We start from the raw sequence: 25142 nt of genomic DNA, 5'->3' as shown, positions 1-25142 counted from the left end.
TAAGTTAAAAAATTAATCGTCGAATAAACTATCTTCAATACGTTCTAGTTCATCACGTAATTTATAAACAAACTTAAGCTTACGAATGTTATCTGCCGCTAGCTGCCATTGCTGTTCATCTTTACTTGCTAGTTGCTCTGCAAGCTGTGCGCTGTATTGGCTATCGAGTTGTTTTATTTGCTGTTCAAACTGCGCAATCGCTGCATCGGGGTCTTGGCTAGAGCTTAACTCTTCAAGCTCTTCGCGTAGTTCCATTTGCTGCATTAAGAATAGCGGATCTTGCAAGGTTTGCTGTTCAGCACGAATATCAACACCGAGCTCACTTAGCATATATTCGGCACGTTTTACCGGGTGCTTAAGTGTTTGTAGTGCATCGTTAATTTCAGCAGCATTCTGCACTGCTAATAATTTGTCGCGGCTGCTGCTATTTGCGTGGCGATCAGGGTGAACGGCCCGCTGTAGCTCTAGGTAGTTTTTATTGACTGTTGCCAAATCAATTTGGTAATCAACGGGTATTGCAAACAACTCAAAATAGCGCATTATCAAACCATATAAATTTCAGATAGAACAAAGCCCTACAGGTGCAGGGCTTAAGAATACAATTGCAATGAGCGATTAAACTGTGAAGCTTTCGCCACAACCACACTCATCAGCTTGATTCGGGTTAATGAACTTAAACCCTTCATTCAAACCTTCTTTAGTGTAATCAAGCTCTGTACCATCAATGTATACTAAGCTTTTAGCATCAACGATTACTTTTACCCCTTGGGATTCAAATACTTCGTCACCTTCAGATAAATCGTCGACAAACTCAAGAACATAAGCAAGACCTGAACAGCCCGTCGTTTTAATGCCAACGCGCAGGCCTAGGCCTTTACCGCGATTTGCTAAAAATGATTCTACACGGTTTGCAGCCGCGTCTGTCAATGTCACTGCCATGGTTATCTCTTACTTCGCTTGTTTACTTTTGTAATCAGCAATTGCTGCTTGGATTGCGTCTTCCGCTAAAATCGAACAGTGAATTTTCACTGGCGGTAACTCAAGCTCTGCACTGATATCAGTATTTTTGATCGTTGCAGCTTCATCTAATGTTTTGCCTTTCACCCACTCTGTTACAAGTGATGAAGACGCAATAGCACTACCACAACCATATGTTTTAAATTTAGCATCTTCGATAACACCGGTATCAGACACTTTAATTTGCAGCTTCATTACGTCACCACATGCTGGTGCGCCAACCATACCGGTTGCTACTGATGGATCGTTTTTGTCTAAAACACCTACGTTACGTGGGTTTTCAACATGATCAATTACTTTATCACTATACGCCATAATACTATCCTCACTACCTGCTAGTGGGTGTGCCCATCAATTAATGATGTGCCCACTCAACTGAATCTAAATCAACACCTTCTTGATGCATTTCCCATAAAGGAGACATCTCACGTAAACGACCGATAGAGTTTTTCATTAAATTGACGGTATAATCAATCTCTTCTTCGGTGGTAAAGCGGCCAATGCTGAAACGAATTGAGCTATGTGCTAATTCGTCATTGCGGCCAAGCGCACGTAATACATAAGAAGGCTCTAAGCTTGCTGATGTACAGGCAGAACCTGATGATACAGCAATATCTTTAACAGCCATTAATAACGATTCACCTTCAACAAAGTTGAAGCTGATGTTAACAATTCCTGGTACTGATTGGTCTTGTGCGCCATTGAAGTACACTTCGTCCATATCAGCCATAATGCCATCAATTAAACGCTTACGTAGCGCACTGATGTGAGCATGATCTTTTTCAAAATCTTGTTTTGCAATTCTAAATGCAGCACCCATACCAACAAGCTGGTGAGTTGCAAGCGTACCAGAACGCATACCACGTTCATGGCCGCCACCGTGCATTTGCGCTTCAAGGCGAGCACGTGGTTTACGACGTACGTAAAGTGCGCCAATACCTTTAGGGCCATATACTTTGTGTGCAGAGAACGACATAAAATCAACTTTAAGCTGCTGGATGTCGATTAATACTTTGCCTGCGCTTTGCGCTGCATCAACATGGAACATGATTTTACGTTCGCGACACATTTCGCCAATAGTCGCGATGTCTTGAATCACACCTAGCTCGTTATTCACGTGCATGATGCTAACTAATACGGTGTCTTCACGCATTGTTTGTTCAAGCTTTTTAAGGTCGAGTAGGCCGTTTTCTTCAACGTCCATATAAGTTACTTCAAAACCTTGACGCTCAAGCTCACGACAAGTATCGATAACAGCTTTGTGCTCAGTTTTAGCGGTAATTACATGCTTACCTTTCTTTTTGTAAAACTGTGCCGCACCTTTAATTGCAAGGTTGTTTGATTCTGTTGCACCCGAGGTGAAAACGATTTCACGTGGGTCTGCATTAATTAGATCAGCAATATCAGTACGTGCCTGATCAATCGCTTCTTCAGCTTGCCAACCAAAACGGTGTGAACGTGATGCAGGGTTACCAAAATTGCCGTCCATTGTTAGGCATTGCATCATTTCTTTTGCAACACGCTCGTCAACTGGCGTGGTTGCTGCGTAATCTAAATAAATCGGTAACTTCATTTCTATCTCCGCTGGCGCCAACTTATAGTTGACAGCTTACTTGAATATTTTCCAATTGCTTAATTGCATTATTAACGCTGTTATCTTGGCGAGAAGCGACTTCTTTGACGTCGGATTTCTCAACCAATTCAGCAAGGGTAATACCATTTAAAAAGTCTTCAATCCGCGTGCTTAAGTCTGACCATAATGTGTGGGTCAAACAACGCATGCCACTTTGACATCCGCCTGTTGCGCCGTGACAGCGCGTTGCATCGACTGATTCATCAACGGCGCTTATTACATCACCGACTGAAATTGTGCTTGATTCGCGACCAAGTAAATAACCCCCACCTGGACCACGCACTGAGCTTACTAAACCATTTTTACGTAAACGGGCAAATAATTGCTCAAGGTATGACAAAGAAATTTCTTGTCGTTCTGAAATATCGGCAAGGGGTACGGCACCTACATTTGCATGTAGTGCAACATCGAGCATAGCTGTAACGGCATATCTGCCTTTTGATGTTAACTTCATGGAGCCCCCGCACAAAAGAGTGCAAATTTTAATTACCAGAGTAAAATAGTCAAGTATTATTATGAAGACTAGGTTCTAGGTTCTAGGTTCTAGGTTCTACAAAACGGTATTGAGTCATTTACCTTACAGTCAATGATGTTCTAGTTTTATCCTAGCACCTCTGTCTTCCTAATTTCACTTCAATACCCGACCTTTTTGGTCAAGTATTGTGTTCATTGTAATTACCTGAGTAATTTAGTCAAGTATTAGTCAGTAAAAGTGCTTATAACTTTCGCTTATTTTATAGACTTGTTTATTGACGTTAGAATACCGCGTAAAATATTCATTTCAGCGTCTTCTGGGCGTGCTCGGTTAAATAAACGACGCAACTTGGTCATAACGAGACCTGGGTGCTGTTTAATAATAAAGCCAGTGTTATGCAGTGTTTCTTCTAGGTGATCGTAGAACAACTCTGTTTGCTTTGAGCTTGGGTATACCGCTTCGTCTTGCTCTACTTCTTTAGGTTGTTGATTTAAAAACGCCATACGCGTTTCATAACATAGCGTTTGTACTGCCATCGCTAAGTTTAACGAGCTGTACTCTGGATTAGCAGGAATACATACATGGTAATTACAAAGCTGTAACTCTTCGTTAGTTAGACCGCTATTTTCACGGCCAAACACTAACGCAACAGGACCATTTACGGCTTCATCAACAAGCTTTTCACCACATTCACGCGGTTCAACCATAGGCCAAGACAAAGTACGTGAACGAGCACTTGTACCAATAGTTAGTGCACAATCGGCAATGGCATCTGCAACGGTATCAACAATCACCGCATTACCTAGTACATCAGTCGCACCCGCTGCCAAGGCACTGGCATGACTATCAACTTCACATGCTGGATCAACCAAGTAAAGCTTTGATAAGCCCATGGTTTTCATTGCACGTGCTGCAGAACCAATATTACCTGCATGCGAGGTGTTTACTAAAACAATACGGATGTCATCTAAGATCATTGCGATGTTACTTAACTCATACAAAAAATTGGCAGGAATTGTAGCACAGCTATCAGCTCTAAGCAGCATAGAATAAAGGTTATAAGAACTACATGTTAGTTGCGAAGTTTTATAACTTAAAATTTGGCATAAAGATTGTAGCCACTAAAAGAAAAGAAGCTATAGCCCGCCACTTTTAGTGTTTTTATTGTAATAGCTACAGGGCATTGTTCATTTTTACATATATGGAGCTACCGTGTCTAAATCTGCAATTTTATATCGTATGGTTACCGAAGAGCATATTTGCCCATTTGGCCTAAAATCAAAAGATCTGCTTGAAAGGAACGGCTTCAAAGTTGATGACCGCCACCTCAGCAACCGCGAAGAAACGGATGCATTCAAACAAAAACATCAGGTAAAAACCACCCCACAAACCTTTATTAATGGTAATCGTATTGGTGGTTACGATGAATTACGTGATTATTTTGATTTATCAAAAGCGGGCCAGCAAGGTACAACCTATACCCCTGTAGCTGCAATATTTACTGTTACTCTACTGCTAAGCTGCGCGTTTAGCTTAGCAGCAGAAGTGCCTATGCTATCGATGAGTAATTTGATGCTTTTTGTTGCACTTTCGATGGCTATATTAGCTATTCAAAAGCTACAAGATTTATATAGTTTCTCAAATTCATTTATCACTTACGATTTGTTGGCCATGAGAGTTGTATCTTACGCCTACGTTTACCCATTTATTGAGGCTTACGTCGCAGTCGGTATGATTGCTCAACTCCCTGTTTATACGGTAGCCCCTTTTTCTTTATTAATTGGTGGTGTTGGGGCTTTATCAGTTATTAAAGCGGTCTATATAGACAAACGTGAACTCAAGTGTGCATGCGTTGGCGGCGATAGTAATGTGCCATTGGGGTTTATTTCGCTCACTGAAAATTTATTTATGATCGCAGCTGGTATATGGATGCTGGCAAGCTAAAAATAGGCGAGGTGAAGACCTCGCATTTATTAATAACAGATTAAGCTGTTCCACCCACGGTAAGATTATCAATTTTAAGGCTTGGCTGACCAACGCCAACAGGTACACTTTGACCATCTTTACCACATACACCTACGCCTTTGTCCAGTGCAAGGTCGTTACCTACCATAGAGATTTGTTGCATAACTTCTGGGCCGTTACCAATCAATGTTGCGCCTTTAATTGGTTGAGTAATTTTACCATTTTCGATTAAATACGCTTCTGATGCGCTAAATACGAACTTGCCTGATGTGATATCAACTTGGCCGCCACCAAAGTTGGGCGCAAAAATACCTTTTTTAACAGTGCTAATAATATCTGCTTGGCTATGCTCACCACCTAACATATAAGTATTAGTCATACGTGGCATTGGTAAGTGCGCGTACGATTCACGGCGTGCATTACCTGTTGGGTTGACCCCCATCAAACGGGCATTCATTTTATCTTGCATATAGCCTTTTAGAATACCGTTTTCGATAAGCACATTGTAAGCCGCTGGAGTGCCCTCATCATCAACATTCAGTGAACCGCGGCGATCGGCAATAGTGCCATCATCAACTACTGTACATAGCTCTGAAGCCACTTTTTTCGCCTACTTTACCGCTAAATGCTGAAGCGCCTTTGCGATTAAAATCACCTTCTAGACCATGCCCTACCGCTTCGTGTAGCAGTACACCCGGCCAGCCTGCACCTAATACAACTTCCATTGTCCCAGCTGGCGCATCGATGGCTTCAAGATTGACTCTTGCTTGACGCACGGCTTCTTCTGCGAATCCCATCCAACGTGGTTTGCCATTATCTAATTCTTTAAAGTAACCGTAATCTAAGCGCGCACCGCCACCGGCACCGCCCCGTTCACGACGGCCATTTTTTTCAAGTAACACTGAACAGTTTAAGCGAATTAATGGGCGAATATCTGTTGCAAATGTGCCATCGCTTGCAGCGATTAATACTTCTTCATACACCGCCGACATTGAACTGATCACTTGCTCAGCATCAGGTGCTAATTCACGAATATAGTTTTCCAGCTCACGTAATAAGCTTACCTTATCGTTATCACTCATGCTTTGAATTGGTTGATGCGGTGCGTACTGTTGTTTTGCTGAAGTATCACTAAACACTTGAACAGCTTTATTTTCGCCAGCGTCAGCAATGCTACGTGCGGCTGTGGCTGCTTTATTAAGTGCCTCAAGATTAATGGCATCTGAGTATGAAAAGCCTGTTTTCTCACCACTCACGGCACGAACCCCCACGCCGCGCTCAACATTGTATGATCCTTCTTTTACCAAGCCGTCTTCTAAAACCCATGATTCATGGTGACTTGATTGAAAATACAGATCTGCGTAATCAACTTGATGTTGATGGATAAAGCTAAGCGTCTTTTCGGGTTCTTCTCGATTTAGCTGGCTGTCGTGTAATAAATGCTGTTCAACCGTGTTCATAATAAATGCTCTCTAAATCGTTGGTGAGATTGCACAGGCATATCTCGTCTAATGGCGTTTAATGCAAGGAGATCTGGCTGACAGCCAATAAACCCTGTGCCATTTTTAAGCTTACTCAGGACTTTGCCCCAAGGAGAAATAATTAAACTGTGGCCGTAAGTTGTACGCCCATTTTCATGCTGCCCAGCTTGTGCCGCAGCAATAACATAACTTTGGGTTTCTATTGCCCTTGCTGTTAACAAAGGCTGCCAATGCGCTTTTCCAGTTACAGTGGTAAACGCACTGGGTACCAAAATAATTTCTGCGCCGCGGCGCTGTAGCGCATTAAACAAGCCGCTAAAGCGTAAATCATAACACACTGTGAGACCTATTTTACCAAATGGCGAATCAACTACCACCACATCATTACCCGCTTGGGTAAAGTTTGACTCTCTATATGCCCCTGTTCCATCAGCAACATCTACATCAAATAAATGCATTTTATTATATTGCGCAACCACGTCTCCGTGATTATTGAATAACAAGGAAGCTGCTAAATATTTATCATCGCTAGTCGTTATTGGCATTGTGCCAGCTGCCAGCCAAATATCATATTTGCGGCACAATCTAGCCAATTTAGCTTGGTACTCAGCACTTTGCTGAGCAATAACTAAAGCGTCTTTGCCATGTTTTGCAAAAATTAAAAAACTTTCAGGTAAACAGACTAACAGCGGTCGAGTACCTGGCAGCTGACTTAATTGCTGCTCAAGCTGTTGTAAGTTTTTCTCAGGGTTAATTCCTGAGCACATTTGTACCGCGATAATAGTACCTGATGGCTGTGAATCATTCATTGTGTTGCTGTGGCCGCTGCATCTTTGAGGTTTAATTCTTTATGTTGTGGTGGCGTTTGTGGCTGGTTTTGTGCAGCTTGAGGAATAGTTACTTCTCGACTCTTACGATCAACCTCTTGTACCACAGGGTCGCTCATGCTGCCGGTCACTTTAAAGTTAATCTCTGAAATAACACGAGCTGAGTGAATTACTTTATCTATTGCTAACGCCGCCAATCCAGTGACGGGATTAACCATCCACGCAACGATCACCGGAATACTCGATGTAACTTGTGGCGCTACGGCTAGATCGTAGTTAATTTCCATGGTGTTTAAATTGGTGTGACCTTTAATAGTGAGATCTGCAGGCACCCCATCCATTTTAGTATCTTGGGTGTAGGCGATCCCTTTATCCAACTGCATAGAGCCTTGAAAGTTATTGTAGAAAAACCCTTTAGAGAATACATCTCGAAAATCAAGTTTCAGCTTACGAATTAAAGAGTCTAAACTTAATAATGAGAACACTCTGGCGCCGCCATCGCTAATTTCAGCTAAGTGACCATCCCCTAAGTCCCACGCTAAATTACCAGCAAGGCTAGGTATATCAAACTGGTACGGAGCTGCCTGCCAAGCTAAGTCAAAATTTATTTCGGCTGTGGAATCTTTAACTGTGGTGGTAATATCAAACTCATCAAATAGTTCGCCAATATCATCGCTATGCATATTGCCGTTTAGCTGCGTTAGACCATTTTTCCATTGCCCTTTGGCGCGAAGAATATGCTCGCCTTTATCTACTACTATTTCAGAAATCGATAACTTTTGCCCATCCCCGTAAAGCGATGCACTGACTTTATCGAGCTGATAGCTGGCTATTTTACAATCATCGCATTCAAATTCGATTGCAGGTAAGGTGTTCAACCAAGTTAAGTCTTCAACAGTTTTCAGAGCCTTCACTTCACTTTCATCACCGGGCTGTTCAGGCTTAAAGTTAACGCGTAAATAGTCACTATTAATTTGAATCGGTCGGCTTGATTGTGCCAATGGAATTGTGATTTGAGAGCGTAACTCTTTTGCATTTAACCGTAAGTCCAATTCATTTTGTGAAGGTGCTAAACGCATTTCGAAGTCATTAAAAACAATGTCATCAATTGAGAGCTGATTAATTTGCCCAACCACTTCTTTCAATGGTGGTAAAATCCCTTCGCTCTGCGATTCAACTTGGCTAATTGTGATAATTTGCTCAATGAGCCCAAGCCAAGGTAATAAAGGAGTCTCGTCAAGGTCAATGGTAACTGAAAAATCTTCTCGATTTAATCCTAAATCTTGCTCGCCTAAAATTAAGTGAGCATTCGTCATTTTGCTATTTTCGTTTGCCAAAATGCCGTTAAAATAAAGTTGTTCGTTCATACTCGCGGTAATCAAGTTAGATATATCATCACCTTGAATTTGCGCGATAAGTGGCCATGGTTGCTGCGCTAATTTACCAAAAGGGATGGGGAGCTCACTTGTTATACCAATCAGCTGTGAACTAACATTAGCACGGTAGTTAAAACCATCGGGTAAAAAATTCAATGCAAGCTTAATAGCCACTTCGGTGTCACCGTACAGATAGTCTTTTAACAAGCCTTGACCATGAGAAATTAAAGTATCAGCATTTAGCTGAGCTTTAATATCAATATCGCTACGGTATGTTTGACCAATACTTTTACCATCAAAGTCAAACGCGATGGGCATTCCTAACCACTGGGCTTTTGCATCTTTTAATTCGATGTGATCATCACTAAAATATAGCTGCCCGGTTACGTTTTCCAACTGTAACCCCGGTTGAGCGATGAAAACCGGCATCTGATTAAGAGAAACCACTCCTTTTGCATTCACATCTAATTCGGTAAGATTCACAATTAATTCGATATCTGCTTTTGCGTTACCCTGACCTTGAATAACGGTAAATACATTCGCCAGAGGCTCAGCAAGCGGCGTAGCTTGAAAAAATGGCAGTAACTTTTGCGCTGCAACCCGTTTTTTAATATTCACCCTCAGCACATCAGCATTCATTAAATCTGCAATACTTACATGCACAGCATCACCTACAGCTAAGTTAACTAAGTTACCTTGCTGTGTGTAAATATCCATGCGTTCGTTTTCAAAATGCAGCTTTGCACTTCCCTGCATAACCGCCGGCCAATCTGGAGCAAATTGATAATTAGCATTGTCAACTTGGGCAAGCACTTCAAACTGCCCTGAATTATCCGAAAATGGAAACCCTGTCACGGGGCCAGAAAACAAAACTTGTGCCTGTGTGAGCTCCCCACCTTTAATGGCACCTGTTAAGTAGTCAACCAAGTTTTCACTCATTACAGGTAATGGAAAGTAATGACTAGCAATACTAACGTCAGGGGCAAACGCTTCAGCATATAGATCAAGTCGTGGGGAATCGCCTAAGCTTACTTTCATTTCAGCGGCTAGAGTCACTTCATCGTTATCTAACCACAGATTGTCGCTGCTGATCTGCCAACCTTGTGAGGTATTTGCTAAATCAATATCTAAATTTAGTTGATTATATTGAATCGTCTGAGCAAACGTATCCGCTGTTAGCAGCTGATTATTTTCACCAAATAGACTTACTCGTCCACTTTTCTGATTTATAATTCCTTCAACTCGTAGTGCTTGTGCACCTGGTATGCCTTGCTTTGCCAGCCAACCAACATTCTGCGCAAAAAACCACAACTGCCAGTCTGTATTTGCAGTATATTGCACATAAGCTTGCTCAACCTGGCCATTCGGTTGGCGAGAGGTCAATGGTTCTAGCTCTGCAAAACTACTCAACTGTGCGAGCTGATTAACTAAGTCAAAGTCAAGCTGGCTTAACCAAAGTTGTTTTTTTTGTGTATCTAATTGAGCTTCAAATTGAAAGTCAGGCCAACGGTGTTGTTCATTGCTGATAGCCAGCCCCGTGCTTTTTAAACGCCAGCCCTGTTGCCATGGGTATAAATGAAAACCACCTTCACTTAAGCTTATTTGATGAGATTGCTGTTTTTCGCCTTGTAGCCAGTTTATATAACTTGGCAGCCACTTAACTTTAACATCAGTGATCAAGCCTTTTTCAATACTCAACCATGACTCTAAATTAAGATCTGTTTTTAATTCATGCTTTTCTTTATTACTGTATTGCGCTAACCATTTTGATACATCTACATCACTGGCTTGCACGTAAATATCACCAGCAGTTGATTCTAATGTTGCACCAGTCAAAGCAAGGCGCGCATCGAATGTGCCAACAGAAATGCCCGGCAAAGCTAAAGTTCCGCTACCACGGTGCTGCTCAGGAGAGTTTTGCCAGATTATATTTTCAAGAATTAAGCGGCGCTCTTTACCGTCTCCAAGTAAAAAGTTAAGACTACTGTTTTCAACAGCAAAGTGCCCTGTCTCACCTAAAAACAGCCCTTCGATCAGCTCCTTTTGCTCAAAAGATACTTCACCATCAGCTGAATTTAGCATGCTGGGTAAATCTACATCAGCATGAAAACCATTAATCACGAAGTAGTTAGATTTTAATTGCCGAGTTTTGATACTCTCCCACAAGTTCAGCTCTAAACTCGCTTTAGCAATCGTCAGCGCGATGGGTGAGGTGGTATTATCTTCAAAAGAAATTTCTTCCATCACAATGGCTGGGCCTTTGCCTTGCCAACTTGCAGAGATAGCACCAATGGAGAGGTTTACGGCAAATTTATCATGTAAGTAACCTTCGAGATCACCTTTATAATCGTTAGCGTAAGGGAGTGTATATTTTAAAACAGATACAATAACGGCCAATAGCACTAAAGTTATAGCACACACCTGCCATAACTTTCTTAAGCAAAAAAAACAGACCGTTTTTGCTTTCATTACATCATAACCACATCAAATTGCTCTTGGCTGTATAGACTTTCAGTTTGAATACTTACTTGTTTACCAATAAATAATTCAAGCTCGGCTAAGTTATGATACTCATCGTTGATCAATGCTTCACTTACTGCTGGGGCAGCGTACACCATAAATTTATCCGCAGCGTAAGCACGGTTTACTCGTACAATTTCTCTAAGGATTTCGTAGCAGACGGTTTCGACTGTTTTTTGCGAGCCGCGCCCAGAAACATGCAGGACACACATCACACAGTATGTGCTCTAAACTTTCACGAGTTCGCTTACGGGTCATTTCAACTAAGCCCAGTGCAGATAAGCCATTAATGTTTGACTTAGCCCGATCCTTCCCTAGAGCTGATTCAAGTGAATGTAACACTCGGCGCTTATGATCTTCACTAATCATATCGATAAAATCGATAATAATAATGCCACCCAAGTTACGCAGTCTAAGCTGCCTAGCAATGGCTGATGTCGCCTCGACATTGGTGTTAAAAATGGTTTCTTCTAAATTACGGTGTCCAACAAACGCGCCAGTATTTACATCAACCGTGGTCATGGCTTCAGTTTGGTCAATGATCAGGTATCCACCCGATTTAAGTTCAACCTTACGGTGTAACGCTTTTTGAATTTCATTCTCAACATCAAACAAGTCAAAAATAGGCCGCTCACCAGGGTAATACTCTAGCGCCCCAGCCAGAATGGGCACAAACTCCTCGGTAAACTCTTTTAGCTCATGGTAAGTTAATTTTGAGTCAACACGGATACGCTCCATGTCTTCACCTACGTAATCACGTAGGGTACGAAATGCCAGAGTTAGATCTTCGTGTAGAATACTTTCTTTGCTGGTTTTTTACGCTTGCTAACGATCTTTTCCCATAGCTTTTTTAAGAATGCGGCGTCGTGTCGCAATTCGGCTTCGCTGGCACCTTCTGCGGCGGTACGTACAATAAAGCTACCATCGTCATCTGAGTAGTCGGCAACGATGTTTTTCAATCGGGTACGTTCTTCCTCTGTCTCGATTCGTTGGCTTACGCCCACATGCGTTGCATCAGGCATAAACACTAAATAGCGAGACGGAATCGTAATATCTGTGGTTAAACGCGCGCCTTTAGTACCTAAGGGATCTTTAACCACTTGCACCATAATATATTGACCTTGGCGCACTAATTCACGAATGTCTTGTACTTTTTTGATTGGCTGCTCATCGACACCCTCAACAATTGAGGCGCTATTAACGATATCTGATGCATGTAAAAAGGCGGCTTTGTCTAAACCAATATCCACAAAAGCAGCTTGCATGCCTGGCAGTACACGGCTTATTTTACCTAGATATATATTTCCTACGATACCTAGGTTGCCAATTCGCTCAAGTTGTATTTCTTGTAATACACCGTTTTCAATTAAGGCAACACGGCTTTCACTCGGGGTGACGTTAATTAGTAATTCTATACTCATGTTACCTACTTAAAATTCACTTAATAATTTTTCACACTCATATAAAGGTAAGCCGACAACCGCAAAATAGCTACCTGAAATATGTGTTACAAATCGCCCACCTGAGCCTTGAATACCATAACCACCCGCTTTATCTTGCGGCTCCCCACTTTGCCAATAAGTATCAAGCTCTGTATCGGTGAGTGTTTTGAAGGTGACATCGGTTGTCACAACCTGACTTATTACTTTATTTGGACTAGCAAATGCAATAGCTGTCAGTACTTGGTGAGTTCGCCCTGATAAGCGCTTTAATGTTGCTATGAAATCAGCTTTATCTATTGGTTTGCCAAGTGCTTGGTCATCAATAACAACCACTGTATCGCTCCCTAGTACAGGACGATCGTGATAGCCCATTGCAACCCCACTTTGCGCTTTAAGCCGCGCTAAACGCTCAACGTAAACAAGCGGTGTTTCATTTTCGAACTGGGTTTCATCAGCATCAACACTAAATTGCGAAAACTCGATACCAAGCTGAGTTAAAAGCTCTTTGCGTCGTGGCGAAGCTGACGCTAAATAAATGGCGTTTTGCATTATCTGATCCTGAAATGACGACGATATTTACGTAGTAATAAAAATACCCAAGGCCAGCTAAGCGTACCTGTAACAACAGGCCATAAATACTGAGGGTTAAAGTAAACATCCATTAAAAAGTGGTTTAACCAAAATTGCATTAAATGATAAAAGGTTAAAAATAACCCCACTAAAATTGCTTGCTGCCACAGTGAGAAATTACGTATTTTTTGAAAGTTACTTGCAGTAATAAAAATACAAATCGAAAAAGTCAGTGAGTTTACGCCAAGCGGTGAGCCCGAGGCTAAGTCGATAATCAACCCTACCACCCAGGCAGTGCCAATATTAAGCCGGTGTGGTACTGCTAATGACCAATACATTAAAACCAATAAAACCCAATCAGGGCGAAACGGTTCGAATGAAAATGGCAGTGGCATTAATGCCATGATCAAAGCGAAAAATATGCTCAAAGCAATCAATAAGCTATAGCGACTATTCATCTGATATACTTTCCTGTTTATTCCGCCACAAGATGACTAATAAACGAATACGGTCTAATAAAGCAATAGGCTCAGCATACACTTGTGCAAATGGGCGCCCTTCATCACGATTAATTTCCGTGACCACAGCAACAGGATAGCCTTCAGGAAATGTCCCTCCTAAGCCGGACGTAACAAGAATATCGCCGTAGCGTACATCTAAACTATGAGGCACATGAGAAAGCTTTACTAAATTGATTTTACCAACCCCTTCAACCACAGTGCGCACGTCATTACGTAAAATACGTACGGGAGTTGCGTGAGTGGTGTCGGTCATCAACAATACTCGTGAAGTAGTAGAGCCTACTTTAGTCAATTGCCCAACTACGCCCATTTCATCGATGACAGCTTGTCCTTCGCTGAGGCCATCAATGGCACCACGATTGATCACCACTTGGTGGCTATAAGGATTTGAATGGACAGACAATACTTGCGCAATAATTTTGCGGTTAGGCTGCTTAGCAGATGAGCCTAATAATGCACGCAGTTTTTGGTTTTCTTTATCTAGGAACTGATATTGCTGTAGTTGCTCACTTTGCATTAATTGCTTTTGCTTTAATGCTTCATTTTCACGAAGCAATTGTTCTCGAGTATGTAGGCTTTTAGCGCCCAGACTAAACACTTCGTAAGGGAGGTTTGCAAGGTAGATTAACGGGCTAACAAGGGTATTTAAACTGGTACGGACTGTGGTGCCACCTTGAGTATACCTATCCCCAACAATCAATACGATACTCAAAAGCACTGCGACAAAGAGTCGCAGTTGCAAAGAAATGGCACGTCCAAACATTAACTTCATTAGTCGTAACTAAATACGTCACCACCGTGCATATCAATCATTTCAAGCGCTTTACCGCCGCCACGTGCAACACAGGTTAATGGATCATCAGCAACCACAACCGGAATGCCGGTTTCTTCCATTAGTAAGCGATCTAAATCTTTTAATAATGCACCGCCACCTGTTAGCACCATACCTTTAGCAGAGATGTCTGAGGCAAGCTCTGGAGGTGACTGCTCTAGCGCAACCATTACCGCACTCACAATGCCCATTAATGGCTCTTGCAACGCTTCTAATATTTCATGAGAATTCAGTGTAAATGAACGCGGTACACCTTCAGCAAGGTTACGGCCACGTACTTCTATTTCAATTGGTTCATCAGTTTTAAATGCAGAGCCAATTTGATGTTTGATATTCTCAGCTGTGGCTTCACCAATTAAGCTACCAAAATTACGGCGCACATAGTTAATAATGGCTTCATCAAATTTATCACCACCAATGCGTACTGACGAAGAGTACACAACACCGTTAAGTGAGATAATTGCCACTTCAGTTGTACCACCACCAATATCAACAACCATAGAGCCTGTTGCTTCAGATACAGGTAACCCCGCACCAATAGCAGCGGCCATAGGCTCTTCAATTAAATAAACCTCTCGCGCACCGGCACCCATGGCTGATTCACGAATAGCACGCTTTTCAACTTGTGTTGCACCACATGGAACACAAATTAGTACACGCGGGCTCGGACGCATAAAGTTATTGTTATGTACTTGTTTGATAAAGTGTTGAAGCATTTTTTCGGTAACGTAAAAATCAGCAATTACACCATCTTTCATTGGTCTGATTGCTTTAATATTACCTGGCGTACGACCTAGCATTTGCTTAGCTTCGGTGCCTACAGAGGCGACACTTTTAGGGCCACCAGCACGCTCTTGACGAATTGCGACTACTGATGGTTCATTAAGGACTATGCCTTCATCTTTGACATAAATTAGGGTGTTGGCTGTACCCAAGTCGATCGATAGATCGTTTGAAAAAATACCACGGAGTTTCTTAAACATGAGGCTGGATGACCTTTGAAAAACGTTCTTATGTTAGCTGCTTGTCACTTTATCACGCTGAGCTAGATCAGCAATGTAAAGCACAACTACCTATGTAAATTAGCTAAAAAAGGAAGCTAAGCTTCCTTTTAAATATTTATCGTTCGCGTACTAAACGAAAACCGATGTAGTTTGCACGGAAATCAGGTGCTAAAATCAAACGCGTTGATGCGCGAGCTAAGCTAGGAGCAAAGTTCCATGCACCACCTCGAACAGTAACATCTGACTTGTCAGCCGATTTATGAGTCCATTCCCATACATTTCCTACCGTGTCGTAAAGACCAAACGCATTGGGTGCAAATGTACCTGTTGGAGCAGCGCTTTGATTTGACCATTCGCTTCCACACCAACCACAATTCGCTAAATTTTTACCTATTTCGTTACCCCAAGGATATTCAGTTTTAGTGCCGGCACGCGCAGCGTACTCCCACTCAACTTCACTGGGTAAACGATAACGTTGGCCTGTTTGACCTGACAACCAATCTGCATATGCTTTGGCGTCATTATAAGTTAAACAAACTGCAGGAAAATCATTTTCTTGCTCAAACCCCGGATTACGCCAGTTTAAATTAGCTTCCCATACTGGCTCACCATTTAAATAATAAGCACAACCACGATTTTTCTCGGCTTCAGTTTGATAACCAGTATTTGTCACAAATTGTTGATACGCGCCAACAGTGACCTCTTTACTTTGCATTGCAAACGAGTTGGCAATGGTTTTTTCAACTACAGGTCGCTCGGTTCGCAAGACCATTACCGTTAATATCACCCATTTCAAATGTACCAGCTGGAATAACAACAACAGCAGCACCAGATGCGTTACCAACTGACTTTATACTTTGCTCTCGGGTGTTTGTCGGTGCAGCAATCGACTCAGGCTTTTTACCAACTTGGCGTTGATAGTCTGCGCCTTTCGTAAGTCAATTCGCACTCGGTAAGGTTGATAACCTTGTTTACGCACTTCAATATCATGAATGCCGCTTGGTAAGGTTGTCGCTAAGCGAGTTGCTCCAAAGCTCACACCATCAATAAATACCTCATCGTCGTAAACGTTTGAGCGCAGTGTTAACTCGACCATTTTGTTTTTAGTGTTATCAACAACTAATGGATTCACCATTGTCGTTGATTTGACAGAATAGTCGTGTACTGGTTGTTCGCTCATGCGCGAGACAGAGACTGTGCTATTATCCCTGCTATCGCTGAATGTTAACTGACTATCAGAGAAGGTAGTACCGTAACTGGCTTGATAAGGAGTGCTCAGCGGTGTGCCATACTCAGAGCAATAACGATTATCAACACTTAATAAATTACAAAGACGACTACTATTTACATCGCCACGCATTGTCACACTAAGGTTGACGTTATAGTTACCTTGGCCACTGAACGCACTGTTCACGACATGGCTACTTAAAATTTGCACTTGAGCACCAGCCATATTACGCTTTGGCTCAACTAAACGCTCTTCTGTTAAGTTAGCAAAAATTTGGTCTACAAAACGCTTGGTCGCCTTTTGTAAGCCCATTTGCTGGCCTCGTTGCTCACACGCAGCAAGCGTTTCTGTCCGCTTACAATTAATTGTATGGTTTACTTCAAGCGTGCCTTCACGGGTAAATTCATTACGCAAACGTTCGACACGAGCGGTCGTTAACTGCTCTTTTAAGCTTTCCAAGGTATTTAACTGAGTGTGTTTAGCAACACGAATTTGCTCAATGTCTTTTCGATGAGATGCAATTGCCGCTAACTGCATCGCGATATCATCTTTATTTTGTTTGTGATCCACAACAGCTTGTTGATACCGTGCTTGTGCAGTACTGATATCAATAGTGGGGTCGTCAATTAAACGACGATACATTTCGTTCATCGCATCAAGAGCTTGGTTTTTTTCTTTGTCTAGCTCTGTCGAACGTGTACGTAATAAATCAAGTTGGCTTTGTAACTGACTTTCTTCTTTTAAATGTTTTTCAAGTATTTGTGTAGAGTTATCGTATTCAGCTTGTTTAATACTGATCTCAGATTCAATCCCAGAAACGGTTGCAGTATCTTGTGCAAATGCACTTGATGCAAACAAACTTGCTGAAATTAACAGAGATAAAGGAGCAATTCGCATATATTCCATTCCCAAAAAGCGGCAATTATTTGGTCATTATTTATTTTTTTAATAATTAAACTCTTATGCTATGTACTTGCAACACAAAACACAAGCTTTGTTCAAAAATTATCTGAGTTTACAACTATTAGCGCACTTCGCGCCAGTAAATTACACGATCATTCCCTCTAAAACGACCAAATTGTAAAATTCCCTGAGGATTTAGTTGGCTGCCATCCCCTTGCCAATCCCATTCAAGCCAATTTTCTGTATCGTACTCAAGAGTAAAAATACCTGAGCCTTTAGACTCAGCATAAATACCATTGCTCGCAGGGTAAGTTCCTTGTTCAAGCTGACCACTTATGTCATTACCATATATATAACTGAGCTCAGGCGTGGCAGGAGATACTTGTGTTATTTGTGGATGCTCAAACACAGTGCAATTATTATTAGTATCAAGTACAAACTCACTGCCATTAAAATACTGCGCTTGCATAGGCACCAGTAAATTGTCTAAATCAGATCCCGTATTATCACCCAGCACTAAGCGGCCAAAGCGAAAACTAATAGGCGTATCGTTAAGCACAACACTATTACAGCTATTACTTAGCGCACAGTCAGTTGCTAAAGTGGGGTTATCATCCGCGCCGAGTAATACAGCTCCTTCAATTCCTGTCACTGTTGCCATCAAATTTACACTTTCAAATGGGCCATCGGGATCATTAAAGCCGCGCCGCGCTAATATAGTATCGCTGTCGCTTATAGTAAAAAGTCCTGCTAAGGCTGCAGTACTGCCCCACTGGCTAGTCTCTAAGTTTTGCAATCTAGGGGTTAAACTACTACCCGATATATAATTATCCACTTCACTGTTTTCTGCATTGATGCTTACCGCTGAATTAACAAACCCGCCTATATAGTTTTTCATCACTTGATTATTTTGATTAAGCGCCTGAACAGTAAACCCTACAGAAAATGGCTCATCCATATAGGTACCATTGCTGCCATAACGGGTGCACTGTGCACCGGCTTGAATATTTTGTACTGCATATTGCGAGGGCGCAAAGCGACCAACACGAGTAATCGCACCGCGTACATCGCCAGCCCCAAAATAATCGGCATCTTTGAGCCCTGCAGTTAAATCGATAATACCGACTTGATCGTAGCTATAACTCGATATCGATTCACTTAAGCTACCCGTATCTGCAAACGCAACTAAGTTTTCTTCTTGTAACGTTCCCTGCACTCCTGCCGTTGGCAAGTAAACGCTCGGTTGTACATCAGGTTGCTCACCTATGAAGTGCTTAGCGATTGGATTACTTGAAATTGCACTGTAATCGTTTGGGTAGCCATCATTATTGGTGTCTTGGTTATCAAGCCACTGCACGGCGTTCATTTTTAAGGAGAATGACTCCCCTGTGAGTTTAAATAAACTGCCGCTGGCATCATTAGCTTGGGCACTGGTATCAGCAAAGCTCATTGCTAAGCCAAATGGCTTAACCACAAACTCATTTGAGCTACCCGTTAAATTCACCGATAAGTTAGTTAATGGGTCTAACACTAAATTTAATTTTGCATTTAAACTCAGTTTGCCAGCATCCGGATAGTTAATAACAATAGGTGCTTTTGAGTCACTATCAAACTTTAAAGACACTGTTTGATAACTTTGCCCAATACTATGGGTTGTGCTGTTATTTGTTAAAGCAAGGTTATCGGTGCACGTAGAGCTTGCACTGCAGCTGTAGGCTAAATCTATAGCGACGTCCCCACCAGCAGGGAAAGCCGCTTCACATACGCCCGTTGTGGTATTGGTTTTCACGGCTTGGATTGCTAGTTGTGATGCATTGAAACCGGTGTTCGATGGTTTGCCTGATAATTGGCTTAAAATTGATGTGTTATTATTCGTCTCATTGCTAAAAATAAATCCAGCGTCTGAAAAAGTAACCTTACAACTACCTAAGCCAACATTTGTATCACCAATATAACATCGTAGTGGTGCTGATGGGTCTGCAACGTTATAGCCAAATTGCACTTGCCCTGTAGTACGCTTCGCGAACTGTAAATCTGCAATGCCAGTAAAAGTAATCACCTCACCTGTCACCCAGCTTTGCTGGCCTGTAATACTTGGCGATAAATCTAAAGTGGAAACTTCATCATAAATTATATCGCACGCATCATTAGCACAAGCAGTTAACGTAAGCGCTTTAGCTTCGCAGGTAAGACCATTATTATCGCTCATTGATAATCGGTAATGATCTAATAAAACTGGCGTATTAATACCACAAAAGCCAGGAATGTTATTTGGCACCGCAGTACCAGTAAGCGATGAGCTTTCTTCGGCAATTATTTCAGTCCCCGAAGTGATCATGCCTGTATAGTCGACCTCTTGCGCTATGCGAACTTCTCCCGTTGCTACTAAAAAAGCTGAAAAATCGACTGCTGCGCCTATTGACACTGCACCATCAACATAAATCGCTAAATAGGCACCGTTTTCGACTGTAATTTTAGTATTTGCCACCGTTAGAAATGACGTCGACAATAACGAACTTGAGTTTTGTAAAAAAATTCGTGTGGGCGCGGTTACCCTATATTCAGCTGCTATCATGGTCAGTTGTAACTCATCAAAAAAGTAGTCACCTCCTAGCGTTGTAGGAATTGCGCTGCCCGATGAGCCATCATTAGCGACTGTAGGAACTTGAGTAGCTTGCCCTGCGGTTAGTGCATCTTCACCTTTAGCAACACAAGGCTGAGAGTTGCATGAAGGTTCATTGGTGATTGCAGTAGACAGGTAATTGCGGGTAGTGAGAATATTTGCATTGTTATCCGTAACCGTTACCCCCTGCAGCAACTGAATTTGGCCATTATTATAGGTTGCAATCGCACCCGGGAATAACGTATCACAACTTAGAATATCGCCATTTGACACAAACGTACTGGTCATGGCTAAGATAGAGGCTTCTTCGTCTGGATGGCTACGTTCATTGTCTCCATCACGGTCTTCATCAACCACAATACCTAATCTTGTCCGGGTTAAGTTACAACTACGTAGCCAACCACCATCATCACCCACTCGACTATTTTTACTTGCCACAACTAAAGGGGCTGAATCAAAGTCGTTGTTAAAATAAAAGTAATTACAGCCATTACTCCAGCCATCCACGTTATAGCCGGTAAAAAAGCTCTCCCACAACACTTCAACTTGATTATCGTCTACAAAGGTGCGGTTGCTGCCCGGCTCCACAACTAAGTAAGCCACTTTTTCACTATTTATTAAGCCACTGCTTGTTTCAGACGCCTCTAAGGCAATGTTAACGCCAGTTGTGGTTAACGAGTTGGTTTCTACGGCAATGGTTAAGAAAGGTCGCAATGCATCTGTAGGAGGATTAGTCTCCAAGCTATTAATGGTTTGTAAAGAGTGAAAAAAATTCGGTCGCACTGCAAAGGGCTGAGTAAAGTTTATTGCCTGATAACTTTTAGGTAAAACGTAGTTAGAATTTGGGCCATATTGAATTTCTAATTGAATATCTGTGCTTCCGACCTCCATTACCGTGCCATCTGGAAACTCATGAACACCGTATTCGACCGCTAAATAATGTGCGCCCATTGTAATATGTTCACCGTCCTCCCCTGTAGGCTCCAGTGGCAAGGCTTCAAACCCAGTTGTTGTGACATTACGAATTCGTACAATCGCAGGGTTTCCCCTTGATTAGTCGACAACATAAATACCGCGGGAGGTGTTTCGTATTCTTGTTGAAAGTTTATTTTGGTCCAAATCGGTGAGACATAAGTGTCTTGTAACTCAATAAAACGCCCTTCAATTTTAGGCACTACAGCAATGCTGGTAGCACTAAAAAGTAATATGATTATAAAGGTGAATAACTTATATATCATGGTAAGGTCTTCGCTTCGACAGAAAGTGTACGCTGAGTTTGCCAGTAATCTTTGCGACATGCTTCGCCTATTGCACAACTACTTGGCGAGCATGTGGCACGACTTTGTAAATAAAAAATAGTTACCGAGCCTGCGCTATTACTGGTATCGGGTACATTTAAGTATTGCTGACATGTTATTGTTACTGCACAGTTTTCTAAATACTGAGTTTGAAAAACAGGGGTTGTAGTTACTGCTGCGCAGTTTAATACAGGGCTATTAAGTGGAAATATTTCAGTTAGCCCGCTTTCTAAACCACTTTGCGCAGCTAAATAAGCGCGGGCTCCATAATACTCGATCACATTTTGCTGCGAAGATGCCGATAAGATCCTGACCAACGCCAAGCCAAGTACTAGCAGTACAACGATGATCACCAAAGTGATAATCAGTAGGTTCCCACCTTGATAAGCTTTATTTATAATCGTTCTTTTTACCCGTGGGTTAAGGTACATTAGGTATATGCACCTCATGATTAAACATCATGGCTTCGTTATCATTAAACGCCATGACCGCGTGAATATTCAGTACGGCATTACGAGTTAATGCAATATCCCCAATTCTAAAAAATGCATTATTCGCTAAGTTGTTTCCTATATGGAGCGCTAATAGATCACGTTTGACGCCTGTTATAGCTTGTAACTCAACTGCATCCAGCTGGGAGGTATTGAAGCCATAATCTTGATAACGGTATAACTGTGTTCCTTCTACACAAAAGCTAACGGGCAGTGCCAGTAAGTAAATTCGTTTTGCTGGTGACTCTTGTGCAAATGCTTGATCAAATTGCCATTGATCTAACTCACTGCTTGCTGATGATACAAAATTAGTTAATTGCAGACGTTTGTTATTACTTACGTCGTAGACTTCTGCTGGATCTAATGGATAAATGCTGGCCCAGTCGCCAACACTTGGTTGAGTTAAGCCGTTTAATTCAAAATCAACTGCCGTAACAATAAAGGGAGCGGAGTTAGGTAAGTAACCTGTGTAATGGGTAGCTGATTGAAAAGGCGTAAATTCAAGGCACTGACTCAGACTACAGCTGTTTTCGCAGTTTAAACGTAAAGAGTTTGGCATCGCATGGCGTAGCTCTTTTGCTAAACGCGTCAACATAAAACGTGCTTGTGCAACAGCTTCTTGGCGTTCCACACCCTGACTGTAAATAGTAAATCCTGAGTTAATAAAAGCAAAAGAAGTAACAGCCAGTATCCCCAATATAACCATAACAAGCAGAAGCTCTATTAAGGTAAATGCTGATTGTTTTAGGTACTTACTCATCAATAATTACCCTTATATGCACTAAAACCGTATTCTTCGCCATTGGGACTGCTTATAATTACCGTGACACGCTTTGCTAGTACACCATCGTTTGCTGTTGCGCTATTAAAGTCACTGTCATACGTAACTGTAACGACCACATTAAAGCCTTGATATTGGGTAAGCACTTGATCCAAACTATTTGTTATAGGCTGATCACTCAATGCAATATAATCGTCAACATCATCATAAGTGGTGCGTGTTTCGCCCTCTTCTGAGCCTAAGTTCTCTGAGCTTGTACAATCTTCAGCATCTAATGAACTTTCAGAGCAACGCCTAAATGGCGGTGCACGCTCGCTGTGCTCATCAAATGACTTGGCCAAAATTTCATTCATTAATGATTGCCCTAACTCATTTGCCCGCAACTGTAAGATAGGGTCTGCGCTTTGCCGTGCTTGAGGTGCAATTAACCCTGTAATAATCGTCAGTGCAATGGCAAAAATGACAATGCTGATAATCAATTCAATTAAGGTAAATCCATGATTATGGGCACGCATAAATAAGCCCTTCGCCACTGATACACACACCGGCAAGCGATATATCAATGCGACAAGTGCCATCACAACTTTGATCGCTTCGACCTAAAGGATCAAAATTGATCTGCGTAAATTGGGCCCCTTGATCGTCCAATGCAGTAAAAACAAAATCACTGCGCTGCGTTTTAATAGCTACTACTGAATCTTCCGGGTTATTTACATCAGCACCACCTGTGCAGGTATCCGGTGTCGGTCCTGCAATTAAGGTCGCGGTTATGTACAATTTATGACAACTCGTAAGCCCAGTATCTTGCATTGCTCGTAACTGAGCTGTTCTTAGCACTGCTAATACCCGATCGCGATATGCATAAGCGTCTTCCGTTGAACTCCCTAGAAACTTGGGCCCTGCCGTTACCGACAGGATACCCAAAATAACTAAGGTGATAATCAATTCAACCAAAGTAAAGCCACGCAATCGTTGCTTACACGTATATTTCATTGTGCGTGAATTAACAGTCATCCAATTCGATATTAACTACTGGTGGATTATCTTTACTCGTTGCTGGTGTGTACTCAACACGGCAATTATCGGTTACAACATAACTATTAGGGAAGATAGTAACTATTGTGGTTTCACTATCACCATCGACCAGATTGAAATCAGCACCATTTACATTTGAAGCAACAGCAGTCACATCTGCAAAATCAATATCTAAGAATTTCTCAAATGCTTCAATGGTACCAACAGGGTAGCCATAATGAAGTGCTACGCCTTCCACTTCTGGGGTTACATTGGCGTCGTCATATGCATAATTTTGCACGTTTGCGATTATCGCTTTACCATTGACTATATTCATCCCACTGCGAATAGAGCCTTGAACGCCCTCAAGTGTTGATGCATTAGCATCTCCCTGCAGATTCAAAAAGCGAGGAGCTGCAACAACGGCCAAAATACCTAAAATGACGATTACGATTATCAGTTCTACTAAAGTAAAACCTGCTTGTTTATTCACTATGTTACTGTTCATTGATTGCGTTTTCATAAGTAAGCCTCTTTGTTATTACTTAAGATTTAAAAATCTGTACTTTGCCTGTTACAGGAAAATACGAAAATCCACTGGTGCCAACGTGTGGTTCACCATCTATTGGAATATTTTTCGCATCTAAAGAATGAGTTAAATAGTAAATACATTGCAGCTTATCTGCGTTATACCTCACTAAAAACATTGAATCTTTAACTACTGACGCGTCACTACTTAGGGTATTGCTTGGCGCGTCTTGTAAAACTACATTCAGCACCTGTTGGCATTTGGTACTACTCATCGCTAATGCCTGCGTGTTCTCTTGCTCTGTATCATCACTTGTTGGCGTGCCTAAACTGCCATCAACACCAACAACTACACCTCCATAATTTATATGCGTAACAAACTGCGAAGCCTCACTGCCAGATGGCCTCGCGTCTAGTTCCCATTGTCCTCGAATTAAACCTACAGCACTGGCAAAACCACCAGCAAAGGCATCAATATTTGAACGGTGAGCTCGCTCCTTAATATCTAAAAACTGCGGTACTGCAATACTCATTACAATAGCCAGTAAAATAACCACAAGCACCAGTTCCAAAAGCGAAAAACCAGCCATATGGCGCACTCTACCCAGCATTA

At 41.9% G+C, this 25142-nt stretch carries 20 protein-coding genes and 3 pseudogenes; 1 reads left to right on the top strand and 22 read right to left on the bottom strand.

Translation table 11 applies throughout. From position 1 onward, the window contains the following. Positions 1 to 12 precede the first annotated feature (12 nt). From hscB to trmJ, 6 genes are all read right to left on the bottom strand, one after another. Positions 13 to 540: a co-chaperone HscB gene (gene hscB, locus ACU8V8_RS00790; protein ID WP_446888503.1), complete on the bottom strand. Its 528-nt coding sequence runs from the start codon at positions 538 to 540 to the stop codon at positions 13 to 15. A 75-nt stretch (positions 541 to 615) separates the two neighbouring features. Beyond that, entirely contained in the window at positions 616 to 939 is a 324-nt protein-coding gene (gene iscA / locus ACU8V8_RS00785; RefSeq protein ID WP_058560437.1) for an iron-sulfur cluster assembly protein IscA, read from the bottom strand. Positions 940 to 948: 9 nt separating this feature from the next. Further along, entirely contained in the window at positions 949 to 1332 is a 384-nt protein-coding gene (gene iscU / locus ACU8V8_RS00780; RefSeq protein ID WP_087533305.1) for a Fe-S cluster assembly scaffold IscU, read from the bottom strand. Between the two features lie 40 nt (positions 1333 to 1372). Next, complete coding sequence (locus ACU8V8_RS00775; RefSeq protein WP_087533306.1) at positions 1373 to 2590, bottom strand: IscS subfamily cysteine desulfurase; 1218 nt, start codon at positions 2588 to 2590, stop codon at positions 1373 to 1375. A gap of 22 nt (positions 2591 to 2612) precedes the next feature. Next, on the bottom strand, positions 2613 to 3104 hold the full coding sequence (gene iscR / locus ACU8V8_RS00770) for a Fe-S cluster assembly transcriptional regulator IscR (RefSeq protein ID WP_446888502.1): 492 nt from the start codon (positions 3102 to 3104) through the stop codon (positions 2613 to 2615). Positions 3105 to 3379: 275 nt separating this feature from the next. After that, positions 3380 to 4102 (bottom strand): tRNA (cytosine(32)/uridine(32)-2'-O)-methyltransferase TrmJ, encoded by a 723-nt coding sequence (gene trmJ / locus ACU8V8_RS00765; RefSeq protein WP_446888501.1) that lies wholly within the window; start codon positions 4100 to 4102, stop codon positions 3380 to 3382. Positions 4103 to 4337: 235 nt separating this feature from the next. Here trmJ and ACU8V8_RS00760 point away from each other — a divergent pair, with 235 nt between their 5' ends. After that, positions 4338 to 5069, top strand: coding sequence for a MauE/DoxX family redox-associated membrane protein (locus tag ACU8V8_RS00760; RefSeq protein ID WP_446888500.1), 732 nt, complete (start codon positions 4338 to 4340; stop codon positions 5067 to 5069). Positions 5070 to 5109: 40 nt separating this feature from the next. Here ACU8V8_RS00760 and tldD read toward each other — a convergent pair. The 16 genes and pseudogenes from tldD to ACU8V8_RS00680 all read right to left on the bottom strand — a co-directional run bounded on the left by tldD (position 5110) and on the right by ACU8V8_RS00680 (position 25140). After that, a pseudogene (gene tldD / locus ACU8V8_RS00755) lies at positions 5110 to 6550 on the bottom strand (metalloprotease TldD). Next, complete coding sequence (locus tag ACU8V8_RS00750) at positions 6547 to 7380, bottom strand: carbon-nitrogen hydrolase family protein (RefSeq protein WP_446888499.1); 834 nt, start codon at positions 7378 to 7380, stop codon at positions 6547 to 6549. Before ACU8V8_RS00750 ends, tldD begins: the two are co-directional and overlap by 4 nt. Next, entirely contained in the window at positions 7377 to 11243 is a 3867-nt protein-coding gene (locus tag ACU8V8_RS00745) for a YhdP family protein (protein WP_446888498.1), read from the bottom strand. Before ACU8V8_RS00745 ends, ACU8V8_RS00750 begins: the two co-directional genes overlap by 4 nt. Next, a pseudogene (gene rng / locus ACU8V8_RS00740) lies at positions 11243 to 12715 on the bottom strand (ribonuclease G). Before rng ends, ACU8V8_RS00745 begins: the two are co-directional and overlap by 1 nt. 9 nt (positions 12716 to 12724) lie before the next feature. Then, complete coding sequence (locus ACU8V8_RS00735) at positions 12725 to 13285, bottom strand: Maf family protein (RefSeq protein ID WP_446888497.1); 561 nt, start codon at positions 13283 to 13285, stop codon at positions 12725 to 12727. Then, complete coding sequence (gene mreD, locus ACU8V8_RS00730; protein ID WP_446888496.1) at positions 13285 to 13764, bottom strand: rod shape-determining protein MreD; 480 nt, start codon at positions 13762 to 13764, stop codon at positions 13285 to 13287. Before mreD ends, ACU8V8_RS00735 begins: the two co-directional genes overlap by 1 nt. Continuing rightward, positions 13757 to 14599 (bottom strand): rod shape-determining protein MreC, encoded by an 843-nt coding sequence (mreC, locus tag ACU8V8_RS00725; RefSeq protein WP_176372557.1) that lies wholly within the window; start codon positions 14597 to 14599, stop codon positions 13757 to 13759. Before mreC ends, mreD begins: the two co-directional genes overlap by 8 nt. Next, complete coding sequence (locus ACU8V8_RS00720) at positions 14599 to 15642, bottom strand: rod shape-determining protein (protein WP_016709506.1); 1044 nt, start codon at positions 15640 to 15642, stop codon at positions 14599 to 14601. Before ACU8V8_RS00720 ends, mreC begins: the two co-directional genes overlap by 1 nt. Before the next feature lie 136 nt (positions 15643 to 15778). Then, positions 15779 to 17788: pseudogene (locus ACU8V8_RS00715) on the bottom strand (SUMF1/EgtB/PvdO family nonheme iron enzyme). Positions 17789 to 17915: 127 nt separating this feature from the next. Next, the gene (locus ACU8V8_RS00710) at positions 17916 to 21410 is read right to left on the bottom strand and encodes a DUF6701 domain-containing protein (RefSeq protein ID WP_446888495.1); all 3495 of its coding nucleotides are present in this window, start codon (positions 21408 to 21410) and stop codon (positions 17916 to 17918) included. 241 nt (positions 21411 to 21651) lie between these two features. After that, positions 21652 to 22146 carry an agglutinin biogenesis protein MshP gene (locus ACU8V8_RS00705; protein ID WP_446888494.1) on the bottom strand — a complete coding sequence of 165 codons (495 nt, stop codon included), beginning with the start codon at positions 22144 to 22146 and terminating at the stop codon, positions 21652 to 21654. Then, positions 22136 to 22966, bottom strand: a complete 831-nt coding sequence (locus tag ACU8V8_RS00700; RefSeq protein ID WP_446888493.1) for a PulJ/GspJ family protein — start codon at positions 22964 to 22966, stop codon at positions 22136 to 22138. Before ACU8V8_RS00700 ends, ACU8V8_RS00705 begins: the two co-directional genes overlap by 11 nt. Further along, positions 22966 to 23502, bottom strand: a complete 537-nt coding sequence (locus ACU8V8_RS00695; RefSeq protein ID WP_446888492.1) for a type IV pilus modification PilV family protein — start codon at positions 23500 to 23502, stop codon at positions 22966 to 22968. The genes ACU8V8_RS00700 and ACU8V8_RS00695 overlap by 1 nt, the downstream gene beginning before the upstream one ends. Next, positions 23489 to 24001, bottom strand: coding sequence for a type II secretion system protein (locus ACU8V8_RS00690; protein ID WP_446888491.1), 513 nt, complete (start codon positions 23999 to 24001; stop codon positions 23489 to 23491). Before ACU8V8_RS00690 ends, ACU8V8_RS00695 begins: the two co-directional genes overlap by 14 nt. Beyond that, the gene (locus tag ACU8V8_RS00685; protein ID WP_446888490.1) at positions 23991 to 24524 is read right to left on the bottom strand and encodes a prepilin-type N-terminal cleavage/methylation domain-containing protein; all 534 of its coding nucleotides are present in this window, start codon (positions 24522 to 24524) and stop codon (positions 23991 to 23993) included. Before ACU8V8_RS00685 ends, ACU8V8_RS00690 begins: the two co-directional genes overlap by 11 nt. A 22-nt stretch (positions 24525 to 24546) precedes the next feature. Next, positions 24547 to 25140, bottom strand: a complete 594-nt coding sequence (locus ACU8V8_RS00680) for a prepilin-type N-terminal cleavage/methylation domain-containing protein (RefSeq protein WP_446888489.1) — start codon at positions 25138 to 25140, stop codon at positions 24547 to 24549. Between the last annotated feature and the right edge of the window lie 2 nt (positions 25141 to 25142).

The organism is Pseudoalteromonas sp. SaAl2 (assembly GCF_052947895.1).
The sequence above is the reverse complement of the archived record's forward strand: the minus strand, read 5'-3'. Positions and strand labels throughout refer to the sequence as shown.

Bases quoted from the DNA above. Each gene is read 5' to 3' on its own strand.
- hscB (WP_446888503.1), bottom strand. From the start codon at position 540: ATGCGCTATTTTGAGTTGTTTGCAATACCCGTTGATTACCAAATTGAT.
- iscA (WP_058560437.1), bottom strand. From the start codon at position 939: ATGGCAGTGACATTGACAGACGCGGCTGCAAACCGTGTAGAATCATTT.
- iscU (WP_087533305.1), bottom strand. From the start codon at position 1,332: ATGGCGTATAGTGATAAAGTAATTGATCATGTTGAAAACCCACGTAAC.
- ACU8V8_RS00775 (WP_087533306.1), bottom strand. From the start codon at position 2,590: ATGAAGTTACCGATTTATTTAGATTACGCAGCAACCACGCCAGTTGAC.
- iscR (WP_446888502.1), bottom strand. From the start codon at position 3,104: ATGAAGTTAACATCAAAAGGCAGATATGCCGTTACAGCTATGCTCGAT.
- trmJ (WP_446888501.1), bottom strand. From the start codon at position 4,102: ATGATCTTAGATGACATCCGTATTGTTTTAGTAAACACCTCGCATGCA.
- ACU8V8_RS00750 (WP_446888499.1), bottom strand. From the start codon at position 7,380: ATGAATGATTCACAGCCATCAGGTACTATTATCGCGGTACAAATGTGC.
- ACU8V8_RS00745 (WP_446888498.1), bottom strand. From the start codon at position 11,243: ATGAAAGCAAAAACGGTCTGTTTTTTTTGCTTAAGAAAGTTATGGCAG.
- ACU8V8_RS00735 (WP_446888497.1), bottom strand. From the start codon at position 13,285: ATGCAAAACGCCATTTATTTAGCGTCAGCTTCGCCACGACGCAAAGAG.
- mreD (WP_446888496.1), bottom strand. From the start codon at position 13,764: ATGAATAGTCGCTATAGCTTATTGATTGCTTTGAGCATATTTTTCGCT.
- mreC (WP_176372557.1), bottom strand. From the start codon at position 14,599: ATGAAGTTAATGTTTGGACGTGCCATTTCTTTGCAACTGCGACTCTTT.
- ACU8V8_RS00720 (WP_016709506.1), bottom strand. From the start codon at position 15,642: ATGTTTAAGAAACTCCGTGGTATTTTTTCAAACGATCTATCGATCGAC.
- ACU8V8_RS00705 (WP_446888494.1), bottom strand. From the start codon at position 22,146: ATGTACCTTAACCCACGGGTAAAAAGAACGATTATAAATAAAGCTTAT.
- ACU8V8_RS00700 (WP_446888493.1), bottom strand. From the start codon at position 22,966: ATGAGTAAGTACCTAAAACAATCAGCATTTACCTTAATAGAGCTTCTG.
- ACU8V8_RS00695 (WP_446888492.1), bottom strand. From the start codon at position 23,502: ATGCGTGCCCATAATCATGGATTTACCTTAATTGAATTGATTATCAGC.
- ACU8V8_RS00690 (WP_446888491.1), bottom strand. From the start codon at position 24,001: ATGACTGTTAATTCACGCACAATGAAATATACGTGTAAGCAACGATTG.
- ACU8V8_RS00685 (WP_446888490.1), bottom strand. From the start codon at position 24,524: ATGAAAACGCAATCAATGAACAGTAACATAGTGAATAAACAAGCAGGT.
- ACU8V8_RS00680 (WP_446888489.1), bottom strand. From the start codon at position 25,140: ATGCTGGGTAGAGTGCGCCATATGGCTGGTTTTTCGCTTTTGGAACTG.